The sequence below is a fragment of the Streptomyces sp. NPDC053426 genome, assembly GCF_055585405.1.
In genome coordinates this window covers 210530-228835 of record NZ_JBVJKE010000006.1, presented here as the reverse complement: position 1 = coordinate 228835, position 18306 = coordinate 210530, and the positions used below count along the sequence as shown (strand labels likewise).

Annotated in this window: 19 protein-coding genes and 1 tRNA gene; 5 read left to right on the top strand and 15 right to left on the bottom strand. The window is 71.9% G+C overall.

Annotated features, from left to right (window positions below):
• Window positions 1-15: 15 nt before the first annotated feature.
• Window positions 16-963, bottom strand: a complete 948-nt coding sequence (locus ACZ62B_RS14800) for a D-2-hydroxyacid dehydrogenase (RefSeq protein WP_344563598.1) — start codon at window positions 961-963, stop codon at window positions 16-18.
• A gap of 161 nt (window positions 964-1124) precedes the next feature.
• Here ACZ62B_RS14800 and ACZ62B_RS14795 point away from each other — a divergent pair, with 161 nt between their 5' ends.
• The 3 genes from ACZ62B_RS14795 (at window position 1125) to ACZ62B_RS14785 (ending at window position 4105) form a co-directional block, all read left to right on the top strand.
• A complete protein-coding gene (locus ACZ62B_RS14795; RefSeq protein ID WP_469690699.1) occupies window positions 1125-1985 on the top strand; it encodes a maleate cis-trans isomerase family protein in 861 nt (286 codons plus the stop codon).
• On the top strand, window positions 1982-2713 hold the full coding sequence (locus ACZ62B_RS14790; RefSeq protein ID WP_344563596.1) for a maleate cis-trans isomerase family protein: 732 nt from the start codon (window positions 1982-1984) through the stop codon (window positions 2711-2713). Before ACZ62B_RS14795 ends, ACZ62B_RS14790 begins: the two co-directional genes overlap by 4 nt.
• A 291-nt stretch (window positions 2714-3004) precedes the next feature.
• Window positions 3005-4105 (top strand): LLM class flavin-dependent oxidoreductase, encoded by a 1101-nt coding sequence (locus ACZ62B_RS14785; protein WP_344563594.1) that lies wholly within the window; start codon window positions 3005-3007, stop codon window positions 4103-4105.
• Here the strand turns inward: ACZ62B_RS14785 and ACZ62B_RS14780 are convergent.
• Window positions 4081-5931: a putative bifunctional diguanylate cyclase/phosphodiesterase gene (locus ACZ62B_RS14780; RefSeq protein ID WP_344563591.1), complete on the bottom strand. Its 1851-nt coding sequence runs from the start codon at window positions 5929-5931 to the stop codon at window positions 4081-4083. The genes ACZ62B_RS14785 and ACZ62B_RS14780 overlap by 25 nt on opposite strands.
• A gap of 476 nt (window positions 5932-6407) precedes the next feature.
• Here ACZ62B_RS14780 and ACZ62B_RS14775 point away from each other — a divergent pair, with 476 nt between their 5' ends.
• Window positions 6408-7625 (top strand): M6 family metalloprotease domain-containing protein, encoded by a 1218-nt coding sequence (locus ACZ62B_RS14775; protein ID WP_468881461.1) that lies wholly within the window; start codon window positions 6408-6410, stop codon window positions 7623-7625.
• A gap of 54 nt (window positions 7626-7679) precedes the next feature.
• Here the strand turns inward: ACZ62B_RS14775 and ACZ62B_RS14770 are convergent.
• From ACZ62B_RS14770 to ACZ62B_RS14735, 8 genes are all read right to left on the bottom strand, one after another.
• Window positions 7680-7753: transfer RNA gene (locus ACZ62B_RS14770), tRNA-Lys, on the bottom strand.
• Complete coding sequence (locus tag ACZ62B_RS14765) at window positions 7744-8319, bottom strand: bifunctional DNA primase/polymerase (RefSeq protein WP_469690541.1); 576 nt, start codon at window positions 8317-8319, stop codon at window positions 7744-7746. The genes ACZ62B_RS14770 and ACZ62B_RS14765 overlap by 10 nt, the downstream gene beginning before the upstream one ends.
• 165 nt (window positions 8320-8484) lie before the next feature.
• Window positions 8485-8856 carry a hypothetical protein gene (locus ACZ62B_RS14760; protein ID WP_344563584.1) on the bottom strand — a complete coding sequence of 124 codons (372 nt, stop codon included), beginning with the start codon at window positions 8854-8856 and terminating at the stop codon, window positions 8485-8487.
• Between the two features lie 294 nt (window positions 8857-9150).
• Entirely contained in the window at window positions 9151-9519 is a 369-nt protein-coding gene (locus tag ACZ62B_RS14755) for a helix-turn-helix domain-containing protein (RefSeq protein WP_468886251.1), read from the bottom strand.
• On the bottom strand, window positions 9516-9890 hold the full coding sequence (locus ACZ62B_RS14750) for a type II toxin-antitoxin system RelE/ParE family toxin (RefSeq protein ID WP_468886252.1): 375 nt from the start codon (window positions 9888-9890) through the stop codon (window positions 9516-9518). The genes ACZ62B_RS14755 and ACZ62B_RS14750 overlap by 4 nt, the downstream gene beginning before the upstream one ends.
• A gap of 108 nt (window positions 9891-9998) precedes the next feature.
• Window positions 9999-11027, bottom strand: a complete 1029-nt coding sequence (locus tag ACZ62B_RS14745; RefSeq protein WP_469690538.1) for a S66 family peptidase — start codon at window positions 11025-11027, stop codon at window positions 9999-10001.
• Between the two features lie 74 nt (window positions 11028-11101).
• Window positions 11102-11305, bottom strand: coding sequence for a DUF397 domain-containing protein (locus ACZ62B_RS14740; RefSeq protein WP_468886256.1), 204 nt, complete (start codon window positions 11303-11305; stop codon window positions 11102-11104).
• 8 nt (window positions 11306-11313) lie between these two features.
• Window positions 11314-12165 carry a helix-turn-helix domain-containing protein gene (locus ACZ62B_RS14735; RefSeq protein ID WP_469690536.1) on the bottom strand — a complete coding sequence of 284 codons (852 nt, stop codon included), beginning with the start codon at window positions 12163-12165 and terminating at the stop codon, window positions 11314-11316.
• A gap of 222 nt (window positions 12166-12387) precedes the next feature.
• On the opposite strand from ACZ62B_RS14735, the gene ACZ62B_RS14730 reads away from it, so the two are divergent.
• Window positions 12388-12822 (top strand): ATP-binding protein, encoded by a 435-nt coding sequence (locus ACZ62B_RS14730; protein ID WP_468886260.1) that lies wholly within the window; start codon window positions 12388-12390, stop codon window positions 12820-12822.
• A 77-nt stretch (window positions 12823-12899) separates the two neighbouring features.
• Here the strand turns inward: ACZ62B_RS14730 and ACZ62B_RS14725 are convergent, their stop codons facing one another.
• From ACZ62B_RS14725 to ACZ62B_RS14705, 5 genes are all read right to left on the bottom strand, one after another.
• Complete coding sequence (locus ACZ62B_RS14725; protein ID WP_344563582.1) at window positions 12900-13229, bottom strand: hypothetical protein; 330 nt, start codon at window positions 13227-13229, stop codon at window positions 12900-12902.
• Window positions 13230-13307: 78 nt separating this feature from the next.
• Window positions 13308-14657: an AAA domain-containing protein gene (locus ACZ62B_RS14720; protein ID WP_468881457.1), complete on the bottom strand. Its 1350-nt coding sequence runs from the start codon at window positions 14655-14657 to the stop codon at window positions 13308-13310.
• Window positions 14654-16258 (bottom strand): hypothetical protein, encoded by a 1605-nt coding sequence (locus tag ACZ62B_RS14715; protein ID WP_344563578.1) that lies wholly within the window; start codon window positions 16256-16258, stop codon window positions 14654-14656. The genes ACZ62B_RS14720 and ACZ62B_RS14715 overlap by 4 nt, the downstream gene beginning before the upstream one ends.
• Window positions 16249-17391 carry a hypothetical protein gene (locus ACZ62B_RS14710; RefSeq protein ID WP_468719512.1) on the bottom strand — a complete coding sequence of 381 codons (1143 nt, stop codon included), beginning with the start codon at window positions 17389-17391 and terminating at the stop codon, window positions 16249-16251. Before ACZ62B_RS14710 ends, ACZ62B_RS14715 begins: the two co-directional genes overlap by 10 nt.
• A complete protein-coding gene (locus tag ACZ62B_RS14705; RefSeq protein WP_344563574.1) occupies window positions 17342-18301 on the bottom strand; it encodes a phosphatase PAP2 family protein in 960 nt (319 codons plus the stop codon). The genes ACZ62B_RS14710 and ACZ62B_RS14705 overlap by 50 nt, the downstream gene beginning before the upstream one ends.
• Between the last annotated feature and the right edge of the window lie 5 nt (window positions 18302-18306).

The following is an 18306-nucleotide window of genomic DNA, read 5'->3' as shown; positions in this document are numbered from 1 at the left end:
GGCCTCCTGGAGACGTCAGTGACCCGGTACATACCCGCGCTGCTTGTCGACCACGTTCTCCAGCGGCCGGCCCGCCGCCCACAGCTCGAACAACTCCACGAACTGCTCCCCGAGTTCGTCCCGCCAGCCGACCGTGTCCCCGCTCATGTGCGGCGACACGATCAGCCCCGGGAGCCGCCACAGGGGACTGTCCGGGGTGAGCGGCTCGTTCTCGAAGACGTCCAGCGCGGCGCCCGCGATCCAGCGCCGCCGCACCGCCTCGGCCAGCGCGTCCTCCACGACGAGCTGTCCCCGGCCGACGTTGACGAAGTGCGCGGACGGCTGCATCACACCGAAGCGGCGGGCGTCGAACATGCCGCGCGTCGTCTCCGTCAGCGGCGCGGCCGCGATCACCCAGTCCGCGCGGGCCAGCAGCCGGTCGAGATCGTCCGGGCCGTGCACGCCGGCCCGCGCGGTGCGCCCGACCAGGGCCGTCTTCACGCCGAGCGCGCCGAGCGTGCCGGCGATCGCCCGGCCGATGGGCCCGGAGCCGACCACGACGGCACGGGTCCCGGCGACCCCGCGGGACTCCCGGTGCCGCCAGGTCCGCTCCCGCTGGAGCTCCAGCGTCCGCGGCAGGTCCTTGGCGAAGGCGAGGACGAGCGCGGCGACGTACTCGGCGATCGGCCGGTCGAAGACGCCGCGTGCGTTGGTGACCACCGTGTCGGAGGCGGCGAGTTCCGGACAGAGCAGGTGGTCCACGCCCGCGCTCGCCGTGTGCACCCAGCGCGGCCGGGGTCCCTCGCCCGGCCACGCCTCGCGCACCGCGTGCGAGGTGAAGTCCCACACCAGCAGCACGTCCGCGGACGGCAGACGCCCGGCGAGCGTCGAGGCGTCCGCGTGCTCCACCCGCACCCGGCCGGTGAGCCTGCCGAGGCGGGGGAGCGGGTCGGCGTCGAGCACGAGCAGCGTGGGGGTGGTCATGAGCCGCCGTTTCTCCGGGCTGGCCGGGGTCTTCGGGAAGGAAATGGCAGGAGTCTGAGATGCGCGGATTGACCACGCTCGCACCCGAACCTACCGTCGTCAACACGGGCGTTCTCGCGATCCGTTGTGTGCTCGTCTCCCACCGTGAGGCCGGTGCTGACATGGACGTCTCCTTTCTCGGTGGCCCCGGCCCGCAGCGCGGTGTCGGTGTCGTCGCCCCCTTCGACTTCGCGCTGGACCGCGAGCTGTGGCGCTGGGTGCCGGACGAGGTGTCCCTGCACCTCACCCGCACGCCGTACGTGCCGGTCGAGGTGAGTCTCGACCTGGCCCGGCTGATCAGCGAGCACGAGACGCTCGGCGACGCGGTGCGCACCCTCACCGCGGTCGCGCCCGAGGTCGTCGCCTACGCCTGTACGTCGGGCAGCTTCGTCGGCGGGATCGTCGGCGAGCGCGCGATGTGCGAGGCGATGAGCAGGGCCGGCGCGGTCCCGGCGATCACCACCTCCGGGGCGCTCCTCGAAGCCCTGGTGGAACTGGACGTACGCCGGGTCGCCCTGGTCACGCCGTACACCGTGTCGGTCACCCGGGCGCTGGAGAGCTATGTCGCGCGGGCCGGCGTCACGGTCACCGGGTGCGCGTACATGGGGCTGACCCGGCAGATCTGGAAGGTGACCTACCGCGAGGTGGTGGACATGGCGCGGCGGGCCGCGGTCCACGGCCGGCTCGGCGCGGCGGACGCGCTGTTCCTCTCCTGCACCAATCTGCCGACCTACGACGTCATCCCGCAGCTCGAAGCCGAACTGCGCATACCGGTCATCTCGGCCAACCAGGTGACCATGTGGGCGGCGTTGCGCCGATTGGGTACTCGGGCGGTGGGACCGTATCAGGCGCTGATCGACGCGTCGGCGCGCTCCGGGACCGTACTGCCGGGCCAGGCGTCCGGCTCCGTACTTCCGGAGGTGCCGGACGTGCCGAACGTGCCGGGCGTGCCGGAAGAGAAGCAGCAGGAAGGCTGGACATGACCGCACTGGGATTCCTCTACCCGGGCCACTCCGCAGAGGACGACTATCCGCGTATCGAGCAGTTGCTGGGCAGCGACATCCGGGTGGACCTGGTGCACACCGACATCGGTGAGGACGCGCACCGGGTGGACGCGCTGTTGCGGATGGGCGCGCCCGAGCGGCTGGCGGCGGGCCTCCAGCAGTTGCGCCTCTCGGGCGCCGAGGCGGTGGTGTGGGCCTGCACCAGCGGCAGTTTCGTGCACGGCTGGGAGGGCGCCCACGAGCAGGTGCGCAATCTCGCCCGGGCGGCGGGCATGCCGGCGTCGTCGACGTCGTTCGCCTTCACGCACGCGGCGCGGGAGGTCGGGGCGCGGCGGGTCGCCGTCGGCGCGACCTACCCGGACGACGTGGCCGTGCTCTTCGCCGAGTTCCTGCGGGCCGGCGGCGTGGAGGTGACCGGGGTGCGCAGCTCCGGGATCGTCACGGCGGCGGAGGTCGGCACCTGGGGCGAGGAGGAGGTGTTCGCGCTGGCCCGCGCGGCCGACACCCCGGACGCGGACGCGCTGCTGCTGCCGGACACGGCCCTGCACACGGTGGCGCACATCCCCGCCCTGGAGAAGGAGCTGGGCAAGCCGGTCCTGACCGCCAACCAGGTCACGGTCTGGGAGGCGCTGAGGCTGACGGACCGCAGGGTGAACGCTCCCGGACTGGGGGCGCTGTTCACGCGGGAACCGATCGTGCAGGTCTGACCGTCCCGCACACGGAAGAACCCCGGTCCCGCTTTTGCGGGCCGGGGTTCCGTTCGAGCGCCGGGCAGGCCTTGCACCTGCATCTCCCCACAGGAAGTGGGGCGTCTTTCCTTGGACCACCAACGCATGTTCACTGTTCGGGGGCGAGCCCCTCAGCGAGCAAGATGATCGTATCGCATGATCGTCGGGCGCGCACACCGGTGGGTGCCGGAGAAGGGGGAGGGAATAACCGGGGACCGTCTCCTGTTACGTCGCGCAGCGAACGTCACACCCCACAGGAGGCACCCCACCATGGCCGCAGACGCCGCAGAGGAGATCCGGGGCACCGCCCACGGCACCGCACCCGTCCCGCTCTCCGTGCTGGACCTGGTGACCGTCGGCGCGGGCCGGACCGCCACCGACGCCCTGCGGACCAGCGTGGACATCGCCCGCCTCGCCGAGTCCCGCGGCTTCCACCGCTACTGGGTCGCCGAGCACCACTCCATGCCCGGGGTGGCCTCCTCCTCGCCCGCCGTGATCCTGGCGTACCTCGCCGCGCACACCGGGCGCATCCGCCTGGGCTCCGGCGGGGTGATGCTGCCCAACCACGCGCCGCTGGTCATCGCCGAGCAGTTCGGCACGCTGGAGGCCATGGCACCGGGGCGGATCGACCTCGGCCTCGGCCGCGCCCCCGGCACCGACGGCGCCACCGCGGCCGCCCTGCGCCGCAGCGACCGGCTGAACGAGGGCGCCGACGACTTCCCCCAGCAGCTCGCCGAGCTCACCCGCTTCCTCGACGACGACTTCCCCGACGGCCACCCCTACCGCCGCATCCACGCCGTCCCCGGCCCGGTCCAGGCGACCTCGCCCGGTGGCGTGCAGTCCCCGCACCGCCCGCCGGTCTGGCTGCTCGGCTCCTCCGGCTTCAGCGCCCGGCTGGCCGGCATGCTCGGCCTGCCCTTCGCCTTCGCCCACCACTTCTCGGCCCAGAACACCGTCCCCGCCCTGGACCTCTACCGCGAGTCCTTCCGCCCCAGCGAGGTCCTGGACGCGCCCTACGCCCTCATCGGCGTCTCCGCGCTCGCCACGGACGACGAGAAGGAGGCCCGCCGCCAGGTGCTGGCCGCCGCGCTCAACATGGTCCGGCTGCGCACCGGCCGCCCCGGCCTCGTGCCCACCCCCGAGGAGGCGGAGGCGTACGACTTCAGCCCGATGGAGCGGGAGTTCATCGACTCCTGGAACGCCAACGTCGTCCACGGCACCCCCGACGAGGTCCGCGCCGGCCTGGACGAGCTGCAGAAGCGCACCGGCGCCGACGAGCTGATGCTCACCGCCAACGCCCACGGCGGCGACGTACGCCTGCGCTCCTACGAACTGATAGCCGACGCCTACGGATTGCCCACGCCCGCCTGAACCCCGGGCGTGCCCAGCAGCTCGGAGATGCGGTCCGGCGACACCGGGCGGGAGTACAGCCACCCCTGACCGGTGTCGCACCCGATCCGGCGCAGCCTCGTCGCCTGCGCCGACGTCTCCACGCACTCCGCGGTGACCGTCAGGCCGAGCCGGTGGGCGAGCTGCACCATCGCCTCGACGATGACCTCGTCCGCCGGGTTCGGCGGGGCGGCGGCGCGCTCCTCGTACTGGAATCCCCGTACGAAGGAGCCGTCCAGCTTCAGCACCGACACCGGCAGCCGGCTGAGGTAGGCCAGGTTCGAGTAGCCGGTGCCGAAGTCGTCGATGGCGATGCGTACGCCCATGTCGCTGAGCGCCTTCAGGGCCTGGATCGGTCGGCCGGAGGAGCCCATCACCGCCGACTCGGTCAGCTCCAGTTGCAGCAGCTCCGGTTCCAGGCCCGTCTCCTGAAGGGTGTCGGCGACGTCCGCCACCAGGTCGGAGTCCCACACCTGGCGGACCGCCACGTTCACGCTGACGAAGATCGGCGGCTCGTCCGGGTGCTGCACCTGCCAGTCGCGGGCCTGCCGGCAGGCGGTGCGCAGCACCCAGCGGCCGAGCGGCACGATCGAGCCGTCCTCCTCCGCCAGTGAGATGAACCGATTCGGCGTCAGCGTGCCGAACCGCGGATGGTGCCAGCGGATCAGCGCCTCCACGCCGTGCACCCGGTCGTCCTCCATGCCCACCAGCGGCTGGTACTCCAGCGCGAACTCGCCCCGGTCGATGGCGGGGCGCAGCGTGGAGGCGAGGGCCTGGCGGGTCACGCGGGAGGCGTTGCGCTCCGGGTCGAACAGCGTCCAGCGGGCCTTGCCGTCGGCCTTCGCCCAGTACAGCGTGGTGTCGGCGGCCTGCATCAGCGCGGTGGGCGTGGTCCCGGCGGCATGCCGCTCGACCACCCCGATCGACGCCGACACCGACAGCCTGCGCCCGGAGAGGTCGAAGGGCGCCTGGATCGCGTCGAGCAGCGACTCGGCCAGGTCGGCGAGCTGCTCGGTGCCGGTGGAGTCCTCGACCAGCAGCGCGAACTCGTCCCCGCCGAGCCGGGCGACCAGCGGGGTGCCGGTCCTGGCCGCGTCCTTCGCGCAACTCTTGAGCCGTTCGGCGACGGCGGCGAGGAGCTGGTCGCCGACGCGGTGGCCCAGGGTGTCGTTGACGGCCTTGAACCCGTCCAGGTCGAGGTAGCACAGCCCGATCCGGCCGGTGCCGCCCTCCTCGTACGACTCCGCGTCCAGCGCGGCCGTCAGCCGTTCGAAGAACAGGGTGCGGTTGGGCAGCCGGGTCACCGGGTCGTGCATCCGCAGGTGCCGTAGCTGCGCCTGGAGCTCGTGGTGGTCGCCGATGTCGGCGACCGACAGCAGCACGCCCCCGTCGTCGGCGGGCAGCGGGGCGACCGTCACCCGCACCCACAGCGCGTGCCCCTCCGGGTGCTTCAGCCGGCGGGTGCAGCGCAGCCGGGACCGTCGTCCGCGCAGCAGCTCCCGGTAGGCGTGCCAGGTGCGGGCGTCGGAGGCCAGATCCACCAGATCGGCGGCGACGGCACCGGCCAGGCTCTCCGGATCGCGGCCCAGCAGGGTGGCGAGGGCCGCGTTGGCGCCGGTCACCATGCCCTCGCGGTCGACGACGGCCATGGCGAGCGGCGCGGCCGTGAAGACGGAGCGGTACGACGGGGACGGCGGGGGCGACTGGGGCGGGGATTCCGTACGCGGAGACGTAGTGATCTCACTCTCCGTGACCGTCGGCCGGTTGAGTTCCGCCGCGGGCGCCGGCCCTTCGGACGTTCCGCTCACCGCTCGCTCCCGCAGTGCAATCGATCGCTGTCCGTGCAGAAAGTCTCAGAGTCTCAGGAAAGTGTGCCGATCATAAGGGCCCACGCCGGGCCCTTCCAGCCACTGTCCGGTCTCCAGGACGGATCCGCATCCCTGCCCGACCGTTTCCGGCCGCCGGTGGACGGCTTCTGTGGCCCTCCGACCAGTTGTGACGTTCCGTGAGTGCGTGGGGTTCCGGTCCCGTCCGGTCCCGCCCGGATACCCGCGTTTCTCACTCGTCCGGTGCAGCCGAACAGGGCGTAGTACGACAAATATGCACAGTCTGGGTGCGGTGTCCCGTGAACCGTCTCCCGGAGGTCCCCGTGCCGCGTCAGCTCACCCCGAGAGGACTCGGCCGTGAGGCTCTCCGGCGGCGACCGGGGCGACTGAGCCGATCGGGTGCACGGGGTGAACCGGGCGCCCCGGGCGTACGCCCCCGGCTGCGCAGTACCGCCGCGATGTGCACCACCATGTCGGCGCTCGCGGCGACCTCGATGGTGAACGTCCCCTCCGTCGCCGAACCCTTCTCCGCGGCGCCCTGCGCCCTCACCCGCACCACCGCCCACCACTCCGAGGGCCTGGACACCTGGAACGCCGCCTACCCCCGTCCCGCGCGGAGCCTGGACGCGGTGATGGTCTTCCTCTCCTTCCCCGACTCCCACCCCCTGACCACGCCCGCCGAACTCGCCGCCGACCACTTCCCCGCCACCAGCCACTTCTTCGAGCGGGCCTCCTACGGCAGGTTCACCCTGCGCCCGCACCCCGTGCGGCAGTGGTTCCGGATGCCGCGCCCCTCCACGGAGTACGCCATACAGCGCGACTGGACCGTCACCCACCGGGCCGCCTACCTGCGGGACGCGCTCGCCGTGACCGACCGGCACGTCGACTTCTCGCGCTACGACATCGTGTACTTCGTCGCCGACCCGGACGCGCCGGGCGTGGACTCCGACGCCACGAAGGTCGTCAACCTGGACACCCCGCTGCGCGCCGACGGCACCGACATCCGCCGGGTCGTCACGGTCTTCGAGAACCACCCCCCGGACCGCCTCGTCCTCGCCCACGAGACCGGCCACGTCTTCGACCTGCCCGACCTCTACCACCGGCCGGTGGACGGCAAGGGCGACTGGGACACCCACGTCGGCGACTGGGACCTCATGGGCAGCCAGTTCGCGCTGGCGCCCGACCTCTTCGGCTGGCACAAGTGGAAGCTGGGCTGGCTGGAGCCCCGGCAGGTGCGGTGCGTGCAGGACGCGGGGCCGGTACGGCTGACACTGGAACCGCTCGGGGCGGGACCGGGGACGCCGGTGACGGGCGCCGCCGGGGCGCCGTCCTTCGGTCTCGGCCGGGGCACCAAGCTCGCGGTGGTGCGCACCGGCCCCGACAGCGTGCTCGCCTTCGAGGCCCGGGGGCCGGTCGGCAACGACACGAGGGCCTGCCGGCAGGGGGTGCTGGTGTACAGGGTGAGCAGCGGCACCCGGTCCGGACGCGGCCCCATCGAGGTCGTCGACGCCCACCCGCACACCGAGGCGTGCTGGGAGGACTCGGTCTACCCGCCGCTCGCCGACGCCCCGGTCGCCCTCGGCGAGAGCTTCACGGTGCCGGGGGAGTCCGTGCGGGTGGAGGTGGAGGGACGTACGCCGTCGGGGGCGTGGACGGTGAGGATCACCACACGGTAGACGCGTAGACGCGACGAAGGCCCCTCGCTTCCGCGAGGGGCCTTCACCGTGTCGTGCGCCGCCAGGGACTCGAACCCCGGACCCGCTGATTAAGAGTCAGCTGCTCTAACCAACTGAGCTAGCGGCGCCTGCTGACGTCGTAGACATTAGCACCCTGGTCGGCGGGAGGAAAAATCGAAATCCGCACGGCCGCGCGGGCCGCCCGCACGGCCGCCCACAGCAGCACCTCCGGGCCCGGCAGCCAGGGGTGACGGGCGTCCGGGGCGACGAGCCAGCGGGAGCCGGAGCGGGAGGTGGGCGGGGGGACGGTCACCGCGTCGCCGGTGCCGTGGCACAGCAGCGGAGGAACACCGTCCGTGCGCGAGCCGTGCGCACCCCACTCCTCCCACTCCATGAGGGCCGGGAGCCGTTGTGCCGTGCCCGGCGCGGCGAACAGCAGCATCCGCCCCCGGAACTCCGCCACCGGCCCCGAACCCGGGCCCTCGTCCCACATCCGGTCCAGCATCCGCCGCCCGAAGATCGCGGGCACGCTCACCACGTCGAAGACCACCCCGCAGGGCAGCACGACCGGCGCGTCCGGCCGCTCCCCCCAGTGCGAGAGCGTGCTGCGCGGATACGTCCCCGCCGAGGCGAGCCAGGCGGCACCGTCGGGGGTGACGCCGCTGACGTCGAAGGCATTCCGTGTGCTGCTCATGACGGAAACATCTACCGTGAGTGAGGGAACGCTTCCGCAGGGTTGCGGGAATCGGGGACGCGGGGGCGGGGGAGGGGGTATCTTGCCCGCCCGGCATATGCGTATGCGCGTATGCCGGGCCGTACGAGCTGCACAGGGCCGTACGAGCCATACGGACCGTACGAGCTATACGGGATCGGCGTGCCCGGAGCCGCCGCCCTCGCCGCCCCGCATCAGGTCCCGGCCGAACTCGACCATCTTCTTCGCGTAGTCCTCGGTCCACTCGGCCCGCTCGGCGATGTCCGCCGGCGTCAGCCGGTCGAAGCGGCGGGGGTCGGCGAGCTGGGCCGCCGCCACCGCCTGGAACTCCGTCGCCCGGTCCGCGGCGGCGCGGAACGCGAGCGTCAGCTCGGTCGCCCGCTCCAGCAGCGCACGGGGATCCTCGATCGACTCCAGGTCGAAGAAGTGCTCGGGATCCGAGGCCGCCTCCGCGGGCTCGAACAGCAGGGGCGCGGGGCGTAGCCGCGGCTGCTCCCGGCGCGGCGCGTGCTCCGCCATGACTTCTCCATTCGTACGTCGCGATCGACCCCCCGACGGGCGGGCCACCGTCCATTGTCCCGCGCCCCCGCAAGAGGGCCTGAGGGCTACGCCCTCGGGCACCGCGTGAATGGCTTCCCAGCCGTCCGGGCCGTATGCATCGCCCTGTCCGCCGCCGGAGAAGGATGGCTTCTGCCAGGCGCCGGGGATCAGCACGTCCTCGCAGCTCCTTCGTCGGCTTGTGGATGAAGGCACGCGAACGCTCGGGATCGAGTGACATCGCCTTCCGTCCTGCGGAAAGCGTTCGACAGCGGTTCAGGCCACTGAGGAGGCTTTGCCCGGTGGTGCCTCGTCCGGCCTGTGATCGTTGTGCGCGGTGAAGACGAAGGTCGAGTGGTCACCGTCCAGATCGATGGTCAGCGACGCGTCCAGTGCCTTGGCGAGGCGGGTGAGCAGCGGCAGGGTCGGCACTGAGTCGCCGCCCTCGATGTTGGAGATCTGGGGTTGGGTCATGCCCGCGCGTCGCGCCAGCTCGCTCTGTGACAGGCCGAGCCCCGTGCGCCGGTCGTAGACGGCCTGGCCCAGAGCGAAGGCGTACCCGGCCTCCACGTAGGCGGGGGATTCTTCGACCCGTTCACCCAGGAGCTTCCGGGTCCGACGCGTCTTCCACTGGGAGTGGTTCACGAGCTCTCCTCCTTTGTTCGGTCGTAGCTGTGCTCGGCGGGTTCGTGGTCTGCTTCGCACACCTTCTGTGCCTGCTGAGCGCGCTCGACCTCGGCGTCCTCGCGCTGTCTGGTCTTGCGGAACACCGTCAAAAGCACGATTCGCCGCTCGGAAGCAAGCCAGTACGTGATGCGGACCGCGTTCCCGTCCATGGTGAAGCGCAGCTCGCGGAGCTTGCCGCCGAGATGACGTGAGTACGGCTCCCCGAGAGTCGTCGGCTGAGCAGCAAGCATGTCAGCGGCACGCTCAGCCTTGTCGTAATGCGGGTCCGAAAGGAGCGCCAGCCACTGCCGGACCTCCGGTTCGATCTCGATCTGCCACGGATTTCCCACACCTCAGACTATACAGATATCTATATAGAACCGTTCCGGGTTCGGTAGAGGCCTCGGAGTTCCTACCCGACCCGGAACGGCTCTGTCCGCCGCTGGAGAAGGCTTGTGTCAGATCAGGGTCTGGGTGAGTTCGTTCCGCGTTGCCGTGTGGACCAGGCGGCCGTGCGCCCCATTGACGATCGCCATGTACGGAGGGACGTGGCCGCATTCCACGTCGGCGATGATCGGCACGTTCAGGGGGCCGAGCGCGTCCAGCACGGCCTGGTGCTGGGACAGCGAAGGGGCTCCTGGTGCCGAGGTCCGTCCGACGAGTACCGCGTTCGCCGCGTCGAAGAAGCCGGCCAGCCGCATGCCGTGCAGGTTCCGGCAGATGGTGAAGGCGTCGTCGCCGGCGGCCTCCACGTACACCAGCAGCCCGTCCGCCGCCTCGGCCCGTGCGAAGCCGGACGTGTCGAGGTAGCCGGTCCCGGTGAGGTTGCACAGTGTCTCGATGCAGCCCCCGATCAGGCGGCCCTCGACTTCCAGGTCCCCGCTTCCGTCCAGCCGCGTCCATGTGCCGGGGGAGCCGAGTGTGTACTCCCGCACTTCGGGCCGGGCGGCGTAGTCGTCCCAGCCGGTGGTCCTGTGGCGACCCGGCGGGATCTGTGTGAACCGGTGCCCGGGCGGTGCGCTGACGATGTCGAGCCAGGAGACCAGCCCGTCGGGGGGCCGGTAGGGAGTGTCCATGAGGTTGTTGCCGTGGACGGTCGCGGTCCCGGTGAGGAGGGTCAGCGGGGTGATGATGGTCGACAGGTCGGAGAACCCCACGAGCCAGGTCGGTTCGGCGTCGCGCAGCCGGTCCCAGTCGAGCAGCGGCAGGAGGTCTATCGCCAGCTCACCGCCCCACGGCGGCACCACGGCTCCGATCCGGGGATCGGTCAGCATCGACATCAGTTCGTCCGCGCGTGCGGCGGCGGGAGCACTGACATGTCCCGAGCCGTCCATGCATTGCCCGAGCACCACCTCGTATCCGCGTGCCTCCACGTCACGGATGGCCACCTGGAGGCGTTCGCGGAGCACCTCGGGGACTCCGCTGGACGGAGAGGTGATTCCGACGCGGTCACCGGGGCGCAAGGGGCGCGGGTATCGAACTGACATGTGCCGGAGTCTGGCATGGCACCGGGCAGCCGGGCGGCGAGTTTCAATGCCGCGTGGTTCGCCTGTCCGGGCTGCTATTCCTTGCCAGGGGCCTCAAGGATGCCGAGGTGAGCGGTGAACGCGGTGAAGGCGGAGGCCGGGAAGGTGAGCACGGCCCGCTCCGGGTCCTTGGAGTCGCGGACGGCTATGCGGGGGTGGCGGTGGGCGATCTCTATACAGGCGTTGCCGTCGCCGCTGCCGGAGTAAGAAGACTTCCGCCAGTTGTCGGAGGTGGTCACCGGGCTCCTCACAGTTCCTTTGCCAGCCTGTGGATGAAGTCGCGCGAGCGTTCGGGGGTGAGTGATGCTGCCTTCACTCTATGGAAGAGCGTTCGAAATACCCCCAGCTGCGGTTCCGAGTCGATGAAGAGCACGCCATGAGGACCGTCACGCACCACGGTGTCCAGCCTTGGCACGGCGCCGCCGGCGTAGACCATCGCGGCTGTGATGTCGGCGAAATCGTCCAGCTCGAATGGAATGACGCGCACGGTCACGTGCTCCGCTTCGGAGAGCTCCAGGATGCGGGCGAGCTGGGCACGTGAGGTGGCGCGGCCTCCGACCCGGATGCGCAATGCCGCTTCGTGAACGAGTGCCTCGTAAGGGATCGGCTGATCGCCTTCGATGACGACGCGTCGTTGCATCCGATGACGCACGCGCAACTCCAGCTCTTCCTCCGGAAGTTCGGGCACCCGCCGAGAGAAGAGCGCCTGCGCGTAGTCGTAGACCTGGAGGAGGCCTGGGACGTGCAGGAAGTCCACGTCCCAGCGGAAGGTGGCATGGTGCTCCAGCTCGGAAAGGTCCAGGAACGACGTGGGCAGGTGTGTCCGATACTCCTCCCACCACCCGCGCGTCCGGTCGGTCGCCATCGCTGCCAGAGCGTCAACCAACTCCTCGTCCGTGCAGGCGTAGTGTGCGGCAAGGCGACGTAGCCGCTGCTCGCTCACACCCGTGATGCCGGATTCGATCTGACTGATCTGAACGGAGTTCACGCCAAGCAGCGCCGCCGCCTCGCGAGCACTGAGGTCGGCCGCCTCGCGCAGCCTGCGGATTTCGACGGCCAAACGCAATTGCCGTGCCGTTGCTTCGCGTTTGGTCCCCATCCCTGCCCTTTCGCTCAACGCGCCTGACGCCGTGACTCGTTCGGGTGTCAGATTACTCGGCGGGCTTGCTTGACCTTAATCCTAATGTCTACCGTCGGTGACGCGACGTACGCGCTGCGCAATGACGGGGTGTCGGAAGTGCACCGCTCTGTCCTGCCATGACGGACGCGGCAATGACACCGACCCCGACCTCAACCCCTCTGGTTCTGGAAAGGAATCCGCATGCCCGAAAACGACCCGTGGGAGTACTCCCTCTCCATCCCCAACGACCTCCGAGCCGTCACCATCTGCCGCCGCACCCTCCGTCTGATCCTGACCATGCACGGCCTGATCCGCCTGGTCGACGTGGCCGAACTCCTGGCCACGGAGCTGGTCGGCAACGCCGTACGCCACACCAAGGGCCCCGCCGCCCTGCGCGTCCACTGGTCGGGTACGGGCGTCCTGCGCATCGGCGCCTGGGACGCGGACCCCCTCCCGCCGGAGCCGCCGCAGCCGCTCGACCTGGCCGTCGACCGCGAGGACGGACGAGGACTGGCCCTGGTCCGGGCCTGCGCCGACGTATGGGGCTGGCAACCGCTGGCCAGGGAAGGCGGTCGGGGCAAGTACGTCTGGTGCGAGCTGGGGACGACGCCGGCGCCTGCGAGACGCACGGTGTGACCTTCCCGCGAGCGGAGACTCCGGTGCCCGGTGCGCGGCCGAGGTCGACGCGGCCCGTGGCCCGTGAGCGCGTGAGGTCAGATCGTGCCGGCTTCGATGGCCCGCTCCAGATCGACGTCGGCGCAGAGCAACCGGACGTCGGCCTCCGCCGTCACCGTCCTCACAGCCACCTCGATGCTCCTCTTGAACTCCGGCTCCCAGTACCGGACACCCGAGATGATGACCGGGTGGAAGCCCGTACGCCCCAGCACCATGAACTCCCCGTCGCGCTCCAGCACCGAGAGTGTCACCTCGTCGTCGATGCGCTCGTCGCGGATCACCTCGTGGATCGCTTGCCGCGCCTCCTCGGCCTGTTCCCGGGAGACGAGTCCACGGACGTCCAGTTCGATGCGTAGGTTCACAGACATGGCGGGCACCCTAACAGTCCCGCTGGTCAACGGCCTTGTGCGCGAACGGCCGTTGTCGGCCCGGGAGCGGTACGGGGATCAAGGTCGCCAGGCCATCCGGTGTTCCGCCAGGTGCGCCAGCACGGCGTGGTTCGCCTCCCAGCCGTCCGGGAACTTCACCAGCGTGCCCAGCTGGACCGGTTCCGTGGACGGGTAGTCGTCCAGCAGGTCGGTCACTCCCTCGCGGCAGACCACGATGCAGGCGTGGCGGTGGCGGGAGGCCAGGACGCACAGGCGGCCCGTCTCCAGGTGGAAGGCGGTGGCGTCGGGGCGGCCGGAGAGGGGGTGGAGGACGACCGTGACGTCGTACTCCCGGCCCTGGAGGCGGTTGGCCGTGTCCACGGTGACGTCCGGCACGCCGAGTTCCGTGAGGGCCGCCCGTACCGCCGCCGCCTGGTCGCGGTGGGCGGTGCCCACCGCGATGCGGTCGGCGGTCAGGGGGGTGGGGTCCGGGGAGCGTTCGGAGGTCGCCGCTCCGCCCCGGTCCAGGAGGCGGCGGACCACCAGCGCGACCGCGTGGATCGCCTCCGGGTCCGTGCGTGGGGTGTGGCGGGCGGGGAGTTCCAGGAGGCCCCAGCCGGACTCCGCCGCCTCGTCGATCACCCGGTCCGGGGCCGAACCGTCCGACGGGACGGAGAAGGCGAGCCCGCGGTCGCCGTGGTTCGTGCCGCTGCGGAACGGGGTGTACGGATAGAAGGCGTCCGACACCAGGGGGGCGGCTGAGGCAGGGAGGCGCCAGGAGACCGGGAGACGGTGCTGCGGCAGGTCCGGGTTGTGGGCGAGCAGGGTGGAGACCGCCGACGCGGACGGGTCGTACGACAGGCCCGCCCACTGCTCGCTGCCCACGATGGAGAACGGGTCCAACTGGCCCGGGTCGCCGACGAACAGCGCCCGCTCGAACAGTCCCGCCACCGCGAGCAGCGCGTCCGAACGCATCTGGTACGCCTCGTCGACGATCGCGTGCTCCCACGGTTCGACGCCCTTGACGTGCGCCCACTTCGCCGCTGTGGAGATGACGACGTCCAGGCCGGCGAGGTCGGCCGCCTTCGCCGACTTGCGGACGTTGTCCAGTGCGTCGAGTGCCTTGTCGTAGGGGTCCGTGTCGCTGCTGTGCAGTCGGCCCACCGGCAGGTCCGGGTTCTTCTCGGCGAGGCGGAGGACCAGGTCGTCGACCTGGGCGTTGGTCTGCGCCACCACCATCAGGGGGCGGCCCGCCTCCGCCAGCTCCAGCGCCGCGCGCACCACCAGCGTGGACTTGCCGGCGCCGGGCGGGGAGTCGACGACGACACCGCGCGCGGTGCCGCGCAGGGTGTCGCGGAGGATCGCGTCGGTGGCGCGGCCGGCCGCCGCGCCGGGGTCGAACACGGCCTGCCGGGCAGGGGCGGTCACAGCACGTCCTCCTCGGTCACCGGGTCGGCGGGCTCCGGTACGGCCGCCTCCTCACCGGGTGGTCCGCCATGGGTCCACGGCGTCTCCTCCGGGTCGGGCAACTTCGCGCCGCCGCGCGGTTCGTGCTCGAACAGCGTGAAGCACACGCGGTCGCCCTTCTCCGGGACCGAGCCCTCCTCCGGCTCCTTGCCCCGGCCCATCTTGTCCATGATGCGGAGGACGAGGAGACCGCCCTCCGGACCGTCCTCGTAGCCCGCGAACTCCGCCGTCTGCGGTTTGCCGCCCAGCGAGCGGTACGCCCGTACCCGCTCGCCGAGGTGCGGGCGGTCGTCCGTGCGGACGACGACCAGCGGGCGCGGGCTCGGGCGCTTGCTCTCGCTGTACGCCATCACCACGTCGACCACCTCGCCCGCGAACGCCTCCCCGGACAGCCGCCGGGCCGCCATCGCCAGCGGGTCGTCGAGCGCCTCCTGTGCCTCGAGCCGGGCCTGCTCCCGCTCGCGCGTGGCGAGCTTGTTCGCCGCGGTGACCGCGTCGTCGCGGCGCGGCTGCGGCGGTTCACCGGCCGCCACCCGGTCCCGGTGACCGGTGAACGACCAGCGGTCGCGCGTCCAGCGCTCCTCGACGCGCGCACCCTCCGGGAGCTTCGCCAACAGGTCGAGGCCCCGCCACACCGCGTCCCACGTGGGCCGCGTACGGCTCTCCACCAGTGCGCGGATCTCCCGTTCGGCGGCGGTCAGCGCGCCCAGGCGGTCGTCGGCCTCCAGACCGTCCTCCGCCGCCGCGAGCGCCGTACGGGCACGGTCGTAACGCTCGATGGCCGGGGCGAGCAGCTTGTTGTCGAACGCCGGGTCGGTCGCCGGGCCCGCGGGCGGGCACCGCAACTGGCCGTCGGCGTCCCGCGCGAGCTCGGCCTCCTGCGCGGCCTCCGCCCCCGAGCGTCCCTCGGGCGGGTCGATCCAGGCGAGCAGCGCCCCCAGGTGCTGGTCCTCCAGGGAGGACTGCCCGGTCGCCCAGTGCCGGGCCAGTACGTCGCTCATGGCCAGCAGCAGCGAGGAGCCGGGCACCCGGGCCCGCTCCCCGAAGTGCGTCAGCCACCGCCCGAGCAGCGGCACCCGGGGCGGCGCCGGGAACGGGGCCTCCGGGTCCTGCTCCGCCGTGCGCCGGAACCGCATGGACCGCCCGAGGAGCCGTACGAGGTCGATGCCGGCCCGGGACGGCACGATCAGCTGGGGCGCGTCCGCGCACAGCTCCACCTCGACCTTGACCCGCTTGCCGGTCTCCGGGTCGGTCTCGGAACGCTCGGCGGCCTCCACGACGTCCGCGAAACCGTCGACGTACGGCAGCACCACGTCGGCCAGCTCGGCCAGGAACGCGAAGCGGAGGTCGCGGTCGCGCGGCTGCGGCACCACCAGCAGCCGCGGCGCGTCCCGGTCGGTGCCCACCAGCGCGCCGAGCGGGGCGCCCGCCTCACCGGCGGTGATGAGCGGCACGAAGACCAAGGGGCGCTCGGAGAGGTGCCGGTGCCGGACGGTGGCGGCGGGCTGGGCGCGGCCGGTGCTGACGGCCTCCAGACGGGCGAGGGTGGCGATCAGGGACAAGGAGCCACCTCCAGGAGGGCCGCCGCTTCCAGTGCCTCCGCGCGCAGCGCCGCCGCCCTGCGCAGTGCCGCCACCGCGGGGTCGTCGGGGTCACCGGCCTCTCCGCGGGCCGCCGCCAGCACGTCCCCGACCGTCGTCAGACCGCCCAGCTCCGCCCGCACCGGACGGCCCAGACGGGTCACCGCGTCCTGCGCGCGGGAACGGTCCCGGCAGTGGAAGGCCAGCTCGCACGCGGACAGGCACTCCGGCGCGTAGGTCGCCGGGACCGCCTCCACGGCCTGCGTCAGCCGCTCGGCGGGCAGCTCCGGCGAGAAGCACGTGCCCTCGGGGAGCGTGTCGGCGATCTCCTCGATCCGGGTGAGCCGGTCGAGCTGACGGGCGGTCACCGCGCGCTGCTTGCGCACGTCCACGGCGGACGCGGTCGGCAGGTTGGAGAAGTCCTTCGGACACACCAGCAGGATCCGGTGGCGTACGCGCGGGGCAGGATCCAGCCGCGCGGCCACCTCCTCCAGGGCCAGCACGTACACCGCCGCCTGGCGTGCCGCCGCGCCGACCTTCGCCGGGTCCGCGGCGCCGTCCAGCATCGGGAAGGACTTGATCTCCACGACCGTCCAGCTGCCGTCCGGGTGCACCACCACCGCGTCCGGCTCCAGGAAGGCGGGGGAGCCCGCGACCTCGAGGGCGAGCATCGGGTGGTCGAGCAGCGTCCACGCGCCGGGCGCCTCGGTGGCCTCGCGCAGCGCCAGCTCCGTACGGGCCGTGCGGCCCCGCGGGCCCTGGGCGGTCAGATCGGGCACGCGCGCGTCGGCGGGCGGTTCGGCCGCGCGGTCCAGCTTCTCGTGGGCGAGGCGCAGCAGTTCCGTACCGCCGTCCGCCTTGACCTTCGCCTCGAACGCGTTGCCCCGCACGAACGCGAACTGGGACTGGCCGAAGACCGACGGCGAGCCCAACGCGTCGGCCAGCACCGCCTTGTTCACCCCGGCGCCGTCGAGGATCGCGCGCCGCCTGCAGCCCGGGTTGGCGGCGAGGGCGGCCAGGGCGCGCGCGTCCAGCGCCTTGGCCGGGACCTCCGGGCCGCGCAGCTCAGCGAGCCGGTGCCGGAGCGCCTTCTCCCGCGTCCGAGGGGGAGGCACCCGGTTCGGTTCCTGTTCCGTACCGTGGCTCGGGGTGCCGCTGCCGTGGAATTCGCTCACCCGCGGAAGTCTGGCATCCGGCACTGACATTGGGGGAATCCGCGGCGGAGGAGTCCGCCGAGGCCGCTGCGGTGCGGGGCAGGAAGCGGGTCCTCGCCCGGTCCGCGTACCGCGTCACGACCGGGGCCAGCAGCAGGCCGGCGCCCATGACGGCGGCGCCCGCCGCGGCGTCGAGGAAGTAGTGGTTCGCGGTGCCCATCACCACGATCGTGGTCACCAGCGGGTAGACGACGGCGGCCGTCTTCGTCAGGCGCGTGCGCCCGTACCGCCAGAGGATCACTCCGCACCACAGCGCCCAGCCCACGTGCAGGCTCGGCATCGCCGCGTACTGGTTCGTCATCCCGCCGAGCCCGCGCGGGGCGCTCGCCTCGCCGCCCCACCAGCCGTACGAGCTGTAGTACGCCATCGTGTCGACGAAGCCGTGGCTCGCGTCGAGCAGCCGGGGCGGGCAGGTGGGCAGCAGGGTGAAGCCGATCAGCCCGATGAAGGTGGACGTCATCAGCCAGGTGCGGGCGGCGCGGTAGCGCACCGCGCGGGAGCGGAACAGCCAGACCAGGATCGCCGGGGTCACCAGGTAGTGCAGCGACGCGTACCAGAAGTCGGCGGGTATGCCGAGCCACGGCTCACGGGTGAAGAGACGGTTCAGCGGGTGCTCGGCGTTGAGGTACAGCGCCTTCTCGATGCGCAGGATCGCCAGGCCGTGGTCGACGGCGTCGGAGACGTCGCCGCGGACGACCAGCCGGCCCGCCGAGTAGCAGGCGTACACCAGGAGGATGAGCGGCAGCTCCCTCCACCAGCGCAGCCGGGGCGCCGGGGCAGCCTCGGTGCCTGGTGTCTCGGTGTGCGGCATCCGAT